Source organism: Kitasatospora sp. NPDC048365 (assembly GCF_043200835.1).
Taxonomy (GTDB): Bacteria; Actinomycetota; Actinomycetes; order Streptomycetales; family Streptomycetaceae; genus Kitasatospora; species Kitasatospora terrestris.
On record NZ_JBICYJ010000016.1, the window covers coordinates 171,392 to 180,626 of the forward strand.

Below are 9,235 nucleotides of genomic sequence, written 5' to 3' on the forward strand. Positions count from 1 at the left end.
GGTGGCTGTGCTCACGGTGACTTCTCCTAGGTGTTCGTGAAGGGGGATCAGAGGTGGATGCCGCACTCGGTCTTGCCCGAGCCGGCCCAGCGGCCGGCCCGGCCGTCCTCGCCCTCGCCGGGCTTGGCGGTGCAGGACAGCGGCGAGCAGCCGATCGAGGTGTAGCCCTCCCACAGCAGCGGGTTGAGCAGCACCCCGTTGGCCTGGACGTAGGCGTCCACGTCGTCCTGGGTCCAGCGGGCGATCGGGGCCAGCTTCACCTTGCGGCGCTTCGGGTCCCAGGACACCACCGGGGTGTTGGCGCGGGACGGCGACTCGTCGCGGCGCAGCCCGGTGGCCCAGGCGTCGTAGCCGCCGAGACCGCGGTTCAGCGGCTCGACCTTGCGCAGCGCGCAGCACTGGTCCGGGTCGCGGTCGTGCAGGTTCGGCCCGTACTGGGCGTCCTGCTCGGCCACGGTGAGCTTCGGGGTGAGCGTGATGACGTTGACCTTCATGGTCGCCGCCACCGCGTCCCGGGTGCCGATGGTCTCCGCGAAGTGGTAGCCGGTGTCCAGGAACACCACGTCCACGCCGGGCAGCACCGTGGAGGCCAGGTGGGCGACCACCGCGTCCTCCATCGAGGAGGTGACGCAGAAGCGCTTGCCGAAGTGGTCGGCCGCCCACTGCAGGATCTCCTGCGCGGAGGCGTCCTCCAGGTCGCGGCCGGCCGCGGTGGCCAGTGCCTCGTAGTCAGTCATCGGTGTTTCCCCCGTTGGCGGTCGACAGCAGGCCGAGGAACTTCAGCTGGAAGGCCCGGCGGCAGGAGTGGCACTCCCAGGCGCCGTGCCCGGCCTCGGAGGGCCGCAGGTCCTCGTCCCCGCAGTACGGGCAGTGGAAGGGCGCCGCGCGCTCGCTCACGACAGCTGCTCCTCGCTGGCCCGGGCCGCCCACTGGGCGAAGCGCTCGCCCTCGGTGCGGTCGGCCTGGTAGCGGCCGAGCACGCGCTCGACGTAGTCCGGCAGGCCGGCGCTGGTGACCTTGAGGCCGCGGACCTTGCGGCCGAAGCCGGCCTCCAGGCCGAGCGCGCCGCCGAGGTGCACCTGGTACCCCTCGACCTGCTCGCCGTTCTCGTCGGTGACCAGCTGGCCCTTGAGGCCGATGTCGGCGACCTGGATGCGGGCGCAGGCGTTCGGGCAGCCGTTGATGTTGATGGTCAGCGGCTCGGAGAACTCCGGCAGGCGGCGCTCCAGCTCGTCGATCAGGGTGCGGCCGCGCTCCTTGGTCTCGACGATCGCCAGCTTGCAGTACTCGATGCCGGTGCAGGCCATCGTGCCGCGGCGGAACGGCGACGGGGTGACCCGCAGGTCCAGCGCCTCCAGGCCGGCCACCAGCGACTCGACCTGGTCCTCGGCGATGTCGAGGACGAGCATCTTCTGCTCGGCGGTGGTGCGCAGGCGGTCCGAGCCGTGGGCGGCGGCGAGCTCGGCGATCTGGCCGAGGACCTTGCCGGAGACCCGGCCGACGCGCGGCGCGAAGCCGACGTAGAACTTGCCGTCGTTCTGCTTGTGCACGCCGACGTGGTCGCGCCACTGGCCGGTGGGCTGCTCGGGCGCCGGGCCGTCGACCAGCTTGCGCTGCAGGTACTCGTCCTCCAGCACCTGGCGGAACTTCTCGGTGCCCCAGTCGGCGACCAGGAACTTCAACCGGGCGCGGTTGCGCAGGCGGCGGTAGCCGTAGTCGCGGAAGATGCCGATCACGCCGCCGTAGACGTCCGCGACGTCCTCCAGCGGGACCCAGGCGCCCAGCCGCACACCCAGCTTGGGGTTGGTGGACAGGCCGCCGCCGACCCAGAGGTCGAAGCCGGGGCCGTGCTCCGGGTGGTTCACGCCGACGAAGGCGACGTCGTTGATCTCGTGGGCCACGTCCAGCAGCGGCGAGCCGGAGACCGCCGACTTGAACTTGCGCGGCAGGTTGGAGAAGTCCTTGTTGCCGATGAAGCGGCGCTGGATCTCCTCGATGGCGGGCGTGCCGTCGATGATCTCGTCCTCGGCGATGCCGGCCACCGGCGAGCCGAGGATGACGCGCGGGGTGTCGCCGCACGCCTCGGTGGTCGACAGGCCGACGGCCTCCAGCTTCTGCCAGATCGCCGGGACGTCCTCGATCCGGATCCAGTGGTACTGGACGTTCTGGCGGTCGGTCAGGTCGGCGGTGCCGCGGGCGTACTCCTCGGAGACCTCGGAGATCGCCTTGAGCTGAGCCACGGTCAGCCGGCCGCCGTCGATGCGCACCCGGAGCATGAAGAACTCGGCGTCCAGCTCGTGCGGCTCGAGGATCGCGGTCTTGCCGCCGTCGATGCCCTCCTTGCGCTGGGTGTACAGACCCCACCAGCGCATCCGGCCGCGCAGGTCCGCCGGGTCGATCGAGTCGAAGCCGCGGTGCGCGTAGATCGTCTCAATGCGTGTCCGCACATTGAGACCGTCGTCGTCCTTCTTGAACTGCTCGTTGGCGTTCAGCGGGGTGAAGTGCCCCATGCCCCACTGGCCCTCGCCGCGGTGGCGGGTCACCTTGCGGGCGGCGGGGCGGGGCGCGGGAGCGCCGCCGTCCTGGGGCTCGACCGTTTCGGGAGTGGTGGCCATGGTGTCGTCCTTAGAGCAGCTTGGCTGGTGCGGGGTGCTGGCATCCCCGGGCAAGGACTGCTCTGATCTGCGGGTTTCGGCAGATCCGGTGAACAGTGACCGAGGCCGGAGGGCGCCCGCGCATCCGCGTCGGCGGGGATGGGCGAGAAGGTGGCGCCGGGTGCGGTGGTGGCGGCGGGGTGGGGCTCAGGTCACCGGACAGATGGCGCTGGACACGCGAAGGAGATCGACGTGCAGTCGACCTACTAGGGTGGTTCCGGCGCTAGGCATGGCAAGAGATTCGCACGGGGAGCGACTCGCGGTCCACTAACGTCCGCATTCTGGACCCGGAAGTTTCGAAATGCGAGACGCGAATCGGAACCGGCACGCCGGCGCGGTCCCCGGTGGCAGCGCGCGTGTGCGTGCGCGCGGTACGGACACCCCGGGCCAGTACCGTAGGGGCGTGCAAGCAGCAGGCGGTACCCCGCACCCCCAGGACACCCCGGTCCGCGCCGGCCGCCGCCGGGGCGGCCGCCGCCGTGCCGCGAAGCGGAACACCTGGTACCGGACGGTCTGGTCGCTGGTCAAGGACACCACCAACACCTGTGTCGAGTACCGGGTGACCGGCCTCGCCGCCGAGGCCGCGTTCTTCACGCTGCTGTCCATCCCGCCGCTGCTGCTCTGCCTCGCCGGCACCCTCGGCTACCTCGACGACATCCTCGGCGCCGGCACCATCGACAAGCTCGAACAGGACATCATCTCGGCATCCGGGACGGTCCTCTCACCGAGCTCCATCGAGCAGGTGGTCAAGCCGCTGCTGCACAGCGTCTTCAACGGCGGCCGCCCCGACCTGATCTCGATCGGTTTCCTGCTCTCCCTCTGGTCCGGCTCCAGGGCGCTCTACATCTTCATCGACACCATCACCGTGATGTACGGCCTCGACGGCAAGCGCGGCATCGTCAAGACCCGGATGATGTCGCTGGGCCTCTACCTCGGCGCCCTGGTGATCGGCTCGCTGGTGCTGCCGCTGCTGCTGGCCGGCCCCGGCCTGGTCGTCCACACCCTGCCCGACTCCGCCGGACTGGTCAGCGCCCTCTACTGGCCGACCGCCATCCTGCTGCTGATCGTCTTCCTCACCACCCTCTACCACGTGGCCGTCCCGGTCTCCACGCCCTGGCGCGAGGACATCCCCGGCGCCATGGTCGCCCTGGTGGTGCTGGTGGTGTGCAGCGTGCTGCTCCGCCTCTACCTGGTCAGCTCGATCGAGGGCAAGAGCGTGTACGGCCAGCTCGCCGCGCCGGTCGCGGTCCTGCTGTGGATCGGCGTGGTCGCGCTCGCTGTCCTGATCGGCGCCGCGATGAACGCCGCCATAGACCGCCGCTGGCCGACCGTGGAGACCGCCGACGCCCGGGCCGAGAACGAGCGTGCCGAGGAGGAGGCCGCCGAGTACCTGGTCCGCGAGGCCGCCGCCCGGCGCGCCGTCGAACGTGCCCTGCGCACCCGCGAGCTCGGGCTCGCCGAGGGCGTCGAGGAGGAGTACTACGGGGAGGACGACGAGGACGACGGCATGCCGCCCTCCGAGTACCCCGAGCGCTGGGCCGACTTCCTGCCGCACCGCGACCTGCGCGGCCGCCTCGGCGGCCGCGGCACCGAGCGCCGCCAGCCCCCGCCGCCGGACTCCGACCGGCCGTACTGACGCCGCACCGACCCCGTACCGACGCGGAACCGGGGGGGGGGGGGGGGGGGGGGGGGGGGGGGGGGGGGGCGCGGCGGGGGGGGGGGGGGGCCGGGCGCGGGCCCCCCCGGCCCCCCCCCCCCGGCCCCCCCCCCCCCCCCCCCCCCCCCCCCGCGCCCCCCCCCCAAAAACCGGGGGGCCCCCGGGGGGGGCCGGTTCGCTACGGTGCCGTGGAAGGCCTGTGCAGGCCCCGTTGAGCCGGGAGGTGAGGACTGTGATGACCGTCGTTGCGACGGGCGCGGTTCGCGTCCAGAAGTCCGTACGCCCCACTTCCGTGGTCTCCGGCTGACCTCACACACTCTTCTTTCGGCGGGCCCGTAGCGGCACCGCCCGGCCGGGGCCACCCTCCTCGAAGGGTCCCACCCCGTTGCTTCCGCACACCTTCGCCCACCCGCTGTCCGGCCTCGGCTGGAACGGCGAGCGGGACGAGCAGTTCGCCCACCTCGCCGAGGCGGGCCTCACCCCGGGCCGGATCGCCCGGATCGACCGCGGGCAGTGCGACATCGTGCTGCTCGACCCCGACACCGGCGAGCTCCGCACGGTGCGCGCCGACACCCGCCCGGTGACCGGCGCCGAGACGGTGGAGAACCCCTGCACCGGCGACTGGGCGGCCGTCGACCTGGCCGCACAGCCGATGCCGGCACTGGCGGCTGTGCTGCCCCGCACCACCGCGATCATCCGCAAGTCGGCCGCCAAGCGGTCCGACGGCCAGGTGCTGGCGGCCAACATCGACACCGTGCTGATCGCGGTCTCGCTGGCGGCCGAGCCCGACCTGGGCCGGGTCGAGCGCTTCCTGGCGCTGGCCTGGGAGTCCGGCGCCCACCCGGTGGTCGCGCTGACCAAGGCCGACCTGGTCAACGACGCCGAGTTCATCCGCGAGGACGTGGAGGCGGTCGCCCCCGGCGCGACCGTGCTGGTGGTCAGCGCCGAGACCGGCGAGGGCCTGGACGTGCTGCGCGCCTGCGTCGGCGGGTCCACCGCCCTGATCGGCCAGTCCGGCGCGGGCAAGTCCACGCTCACCAACGCGCTCGCGGGCGCCGAGGCGATGCTGGTCCAGCAGACCCGCTCGGTCGACGAGAAGGGCCGGCACACCACCACCACCCGCGAGCTGATCCCGCTGCCCGGCGGCGGCGTGGTGATCGACACCCCGGGTCTGCGCGGTGTCGGCCTCTACGGTGGCGAGGGCCTGGGCCAGGCGTTCGCCGAGATCGACGAGCTGGCGGGGGAGTGCCGGTTCGACGACTGCTCGCACCGTACCGAGCCGGGCTGCGCGGTCCGGGCCGCGCTGGCCGACGGCACGCTGCCCGAGCGCCGCTGGGAGAGCTTCCTGAAGCTCCAGCGGGAGAACGAGTGGATCGCCTCGCGCACCGACGCGCGGCTGGCCGCGGAGCGGGCGAAGAAGTGGAAGACGCTCACCAGGTCGGTGCGCGGTCTGCCGGTCAGGAAGTGAGCGCGGGACGGCGCGGCCGCTCCGGGGTCAGGTCCCGGATCGGCCGCGCCGTCGTCCTGGGGGCGCCTCAGTCGGGCAGTTCGCCGGTCCGCATCACCTGCGCGTACCAGCGGGCGCTGTCCTTCGGGGTGCGCCGCTGGCTGGCGAAGTCGACGTGCACGATGCCGAAGCGCTTGCTGTAGCCGTACGCCCACTCGAAGTTGTCCAGCAGCGACCAGAGGAAGTACCCCTTCACCGGGGCGCCCTCCTCGATCGCCCGGCGGACCGCTCCGAGGTGTCCGCGCAGGTACGCCACCCGCTCCGGGTCGTGCACGTCGCCGCTGGGGTCGCAGTAGTCCTCGTACGCGGCGCCGTTCTCGGTGACCAGCAGCGGCAGGCCGGGCAGGTCGTCGCGCAGCCGGACCAGCAGCTCGTACAGGCCGTCGGCGTCCACCGGCCAGTCCATGGCGGTGCGGCTGCCCGCGGCCGGCAGGAAGCGGATGCCCCGGTCGGCGGGCCACGGGGAGTCGCCCTGGTGGCCGTCCTGGCGCGGCGCGCTGCCGGTCGGGTCGGCGGCGACCACGGTCGGCGTGTAGTAGTTGATGCCGAGCGAGTCGATCGGCCGGGAGATCTCGGCCAGGTCGCCGTCGTGGACGAAGGACCAGTCGGTCAGGTGCGCGGTGTCGGCGAGCACGTCCGCCGGGTAGCGGCCGTGGAAGACCGGGTCGAGGAAGATCCGGTTGGCCAGGCCGTCGATCCGGCGGGCCGCGTCCAGGTCGCCGGGGGCGTCGGTGAGCGGGCGGACCGCGGCCAGGTTGAGGGTGAGCGACACCTGGGCGGCGGCCGGCAGCTCGGCGCGCAGCGCGGCGGTGCCGAGGCCGTGCGCGAGCAGCAGGTGGTGGTGGGCGGTGAGCGCGTCGACCGGGTCCTTGCGGCCGGGGGCGTGCACGCCGTTGCCGTAGCCGAGGAAGGCGCTGCACCACGGCTCGTTGAAGGTGGTCCAGGTGGAGATCCGGTCGCCGAGCCGGCGGGCGGCGATCGCGGCGTACTCGGCGAAGCGGTACGCGGTGTCGCGCTCGGGCCAGCCGCCGGCGTCCTCCAGCTCCTGCGGCAGGTCCCAGTGGTAGAGGGTGGCGACCGGGGTGATGCCGTGCTCCAGCAGGCCGTCCACCAGCCGGTCGTAGAACTCCAGGCCGGCCTCGTTGGCCGGGCCGCGCCCGCCGGGCTGGATCCGCGGCCAGGCGAGCGAGAACCGGTAGGCGCCGAGGCCGAGGTCGGCCATCAGCGCGAGGTCGTCGCGCCAGCGGTGGTAGTGGTCGACCGCGATGTCCCCGGTGTCGCCGTTGCGCACGGCGCCCGGGACGCGGCTGAAGGTGTCCCAGATGGACGGGGTCCGGCCGCCCTCGGCGGCGGCGCCCTCGATCTGGTACGCGGCGGTGGCCGCGCCCCAGACGAATCCGGGCGGGAATCCGGTGCGGACCGGTGCGGGCAGTGCTTCGACGCTCATGTCGCCTTCCATGGATGTAGGTTGCCAGGGCGGAGGGCTCAACCCTTGACGGCGCCCTGCATGATGCCGCCGACGATCTGGCGGCCGAGCAGGGCGAAGACCAGCAGCACCGGCAGGGTGCCGAGCAGGGTGCCGGCCATGATGATCGACTGGTCCGGGACGTAGCCCTGGCCGAGGGACTTCAGGGCGACCTGGACGGTCGGGTTCTGCGAGCTGAGGGCCACGATCGGCCAGAAGAAGTCGTTCCAGGTGGCCATGAAGGTCAGCATGCCGAGCACGGCCATGCCGGGCCGGGCCACCGGCAGCACGATCGAGCGGAAGATCCGCAGCAGCGAGGCGCCGTCCACCCGGCCGGCCTCGATCAGCTCGTCCGGCAGGGCCTGCACCAGGTACTGGCGCATGAAGAACACGCCGAACGCGGAGACCAGCGCGGGCAGGATCACCGCGGGCAGCTTGTTCTGCAGGTCGAGCTTGACGATCACCATGAACAGCGGGATCACGCCCAGCTGCGGCGGGATCATCATGGTGCCGACGGTCACCGCGAGCAGCAGGCCCCGGCCGCGGAAGCGCAGCTTGGCGAAGGCGAAGCCGGCCAGCGTGGAGGAGAGCACCACACCGGCGGTGACGGTGGCGGAGACGATCAGCGAGTTGAGCAGCGCGGTGCCGATCGCGGCCTGCTGCAGCGCCTCGCCCAGGTTGTGGAAGAGGTTGGGGCCGGGGGTGAGCGCCGGGGTCGCCGAGCTCAGCTCGGCGTTGGAGCGGCTGGCGGCGACCAGGGTCCAGTAGAAGGGGAAGGCCGAGATCAGCGTCGCGGCGGCGAGGACCGCGTAGGCGAGCGGGCCGCCCTGGAGGGGGGAGCGCTTGGCGAGTCGCATGGGGGTCACCGGTCCGTACGGTTGCGCCGGGCGGCGATGGCCGCGTTGAGCAGGGCGAGCAGCACGATCAGCAGGAACATCACCCAGGCGACGGCGGCGGCCCGGCCGAGGTGGAAGAAGCTCCAGCCCTGCTCGTAGAGGTAGAGGCCGAGGGTCTGGTACTGGTGCGAGATGCCGCCGCCCGCGTTGCCCTCGTAGAGCAGCGGTTCGCCGAAGAGCTGGGTGGCGCCGATGGTGGAGACGACCACGGTGAAGACGATGGTCGGCCGCAGCCCGGGGATCGTGACGTGGCGGAACTGCTGCCAGCGGGAGGCGCCGTCGACGGCCGCCGACTCGTACAGCTCGCCGGGGATGGCCTGCATGCCGGCCAGGTAGATCAGCGCGTTGTAGCCGGTCCAGCGCCAGGTGACGACGGTGGACACGCCGATCTGGGAGGCCCAGGTGTCGGCCTGCCAGTCCACCGGGTTGAGCCCGACGCTGCTCAGCACCCAGTTGATCAGGCCGTAGTCCCGGCCGAACAGCTGGGCGAAGACCAGGGTCGCGGCGGCGACCGAGGTGGCGTAGGGCAGCAGCATGGCGACCCGGAAGAAGCTCCGGCCGCGCAGCTTGTAGTTGAGCAGGTGGGCCAGGCCGAGGGCCATCAGCAGCTGCGGCACGGTGGAGAGCACGCCGATGGTGAAGGTGTTGCGCAGCGCGTTCCAGAAGAACGGGTCTTCCAGCAGCCGGGTGTAGTTCTGCAGGCCCAGCCAGTCCATCCGGTCGGAGGTCTGCAGCTCGACCCGGTGCAGCGAGACGTACGCGGTGTACAGCAGCGGGAAGAGGCCGAAGGCGGCGAACAGGACGAAGAACGGCGCGACGAAGCCGTACGGGGCGATCCGCCCGGTGCGGGCGCGCCGGGCCGGGGCGGTGCCGGCGGCCGGCAGCCGGGCGGCGGAGGTGGTGGCCATGAGTGGGATCCTTCGACGGGCGGGGGGGGGGGGCGGGGGGGCCCCCCCCCGCCCCCCCCCCCGCGCGGGCCGGGGGGGGGGGGGGGGGGGGGTTTGGGGGGGGGGGGGGCCCCCCGCGGCGGGGGGGGGGGGGGGGGGGGGGGGCACC

9 protein-coding genes are annotated in these 9,235 nt (G+C 72.7%); 2 read left to right on the top strand and 7 right to left on the bottom strand.

What is annotated here, in order from left to right; all coding sequences use genetic code 11:
• Positions 1–47: 47 nt before the first annotated feature.
• The 4 genes from ACGFX4_RS18730 to ACGFX4_RS18745 form a co-directional block, all read right to left on the bottom strand.
• Complete coding sequence (locus ACGFX4_RS18730; RefSeq protein WP_393075279.1) at positions 48–737, bottom strand: phosphoadenylyl-sulfate reductase; 690 nt, start codon at positions 735–737, stop codon at positions 48–50.
• Positions 730–897 (bottom strand): hypothetical protein, encoded by a 168-nt coding sequence (locus ACGFX4_RS18735; protein ID WP_345696473.1) that lies wholly within the window; start codon positions 895–897, stop codon positions 730–732. The genes ACGFX4_RS18730 and ACGFX4_RS18735 overlap by 8 nt, the downstream gene beginning before the upstream one ends.
• Positions 894–2,615, bottom strand: coding sequence for a nitrite/sulfite reductase (locus ACGFX4_RS18740; RefSeq protein WP_393075282.1), 1,722 nt, complete (start codon positions 2,613–2,615; stop codon positions 894–896). The genes ACGFX4_RS18735 and ACGFX4_RS18740 overlap by 4 nt, the downstream gene beginning before the upstream one ends.
• Before the next feature lie 186 nt (positions 2,616–2,801).
• The gene (locus ACGFX4_RS18745; RefSeq protein ID WP_310593185.1) at positions 2,802–2,885 is read right to left on the bottom strand and encodes a putative leader peptide; all 84 of its coding nucleotides are present in this window, start codon (positions 2,883–2,885) and stop codon (positions 2,802–2,804) included.
• A gap of 172 nt (positions 2,886–3,057) precedes the next feature.
• Between ACGFX4_RS18745 and ACGFX4_RS18750 the strand changes: the two genes are divergently transcribed.
• Together ACGFX4_RS18750 and rsgA are read left to right on the top strand one after the other, a co-directional pair.
• Positions 3,058–4,290 carry a YihY/virulence factor BrkB family protein gene (locus ACGFX4_RS18750; RefSeq protein WP_393075285.1) on the top strand — a complete coding sequence of 411 codons (1,233 nt, stop codon included), beginning with the start codon at positions 3,058–3,060 and terminating at the stop codon, positions 4,288–4,290.
• Positions 4,291–4,696: 406 nt separating this feature from the next.
• Positions 4,697–5,779, top strand: coding sequence for a ribosome small subunit-dependent GTPase A (gene rsgA, locus ACGFX4_RS18755; RefSeq protein ID WP_393075288.1), 1,083 nt, complete (start codon positions 4,697–4,699; stop codon positions 5,777–5,779).
• A gap of 67 nt (positions 5,780–5,846) precedes the next feature.
• Here the strand turns inward: rsgA and ACGFX4_RS18760 are convergent, their stop codons facing one another.
• Genes ACGFX4_RS18760 through ACGFX4_RS18770 form a run of 3 tightly spaced genes read right to left on the bottom strand, consistent with a single transcriptional unit; the run spans position 5,847 to position 9,087 of the window.
• Positions 5,847–7,265 carry a GH1 family beta-glucosidase gene (locus ACGFX4_RS18760; protein WP_393075291.1) on the bottom strand — a complete coding sequence of 473 codons (1,419 nt, stop codon included), beginning with the start codon at positions 7,263–7,265 and terminating at the stop codon, positions 5,847–5,849.
• 38 nt (positions 7,266–7,303) lie between these two features.
• Complete coding sequence (locus ACGFX4_RS18765; RefSeq protein ID WP_393075319.1) at positions 7,304–8,140, bottom strand: carbohydrate ABC transporter permease; 837 nt, start codon at positions 8,138–8,140, stop codon at positions 7,304–7,306.
• Between the two features lie 5 nt (positions 8,141–8,145).
• Entirely contained in the window at positions 8,146–9,087 is a 942-nt protein-coding gene (locus tag ACGFX4_RS18770; RefSeq protein ID WP_393075294.1) for a carbohydrate ABC transporter permease, read from the bottom strand.
• Positions 9,088–9,235 lie beyond the last annotated feature (148 nt).

Coding starts and splice junctions, on each gene's coding strand:
- ACGFX4_RS18730 (WP_393075279.1), bottom strand. CDS start 737: ATGACTGACTACGAGGCACTGGCCACCGCGGCCGGCCGCGACCTGGAG.
- ACGFX4_RS18740 (WP_393075282.1), bottom strand. CDS start 2,615: ATGGCCACCACTCCCGAAACGGTCGAGCCCCAGGACGGCGGCGCTCCC.
- ACGFX4_RS18745 (WP_310593185.1), bottom strand. CDS start 2,885: ATGCCTAGCGCCGGAACCACCCTAGTAGGTCGACTGCACGTCGATCTC.
- ACGFX4_RS18760 (WP_393075291.1), bottom strand. CDS start 7,265: ATGAGCGTCGAAGCACTGCCCGCACCGGTCCGCACCGGATTCCCGCCC.
- ACGFX4_RS18765 (WP_393075319.1), bottom strand. CDS start 8,140: ATGCGACTCGCCAAGCGCTCCCCCCTCCAGGGCGGCCCGCTCGCCTAC.
- ACGFX4_RS18770 (WP_393075294.1), bottom strand. CDS start 9,087: ATGGCCACCACCTCCGCCGCCCGGCTGCCGGCCGCCGGCACCGCCCCG.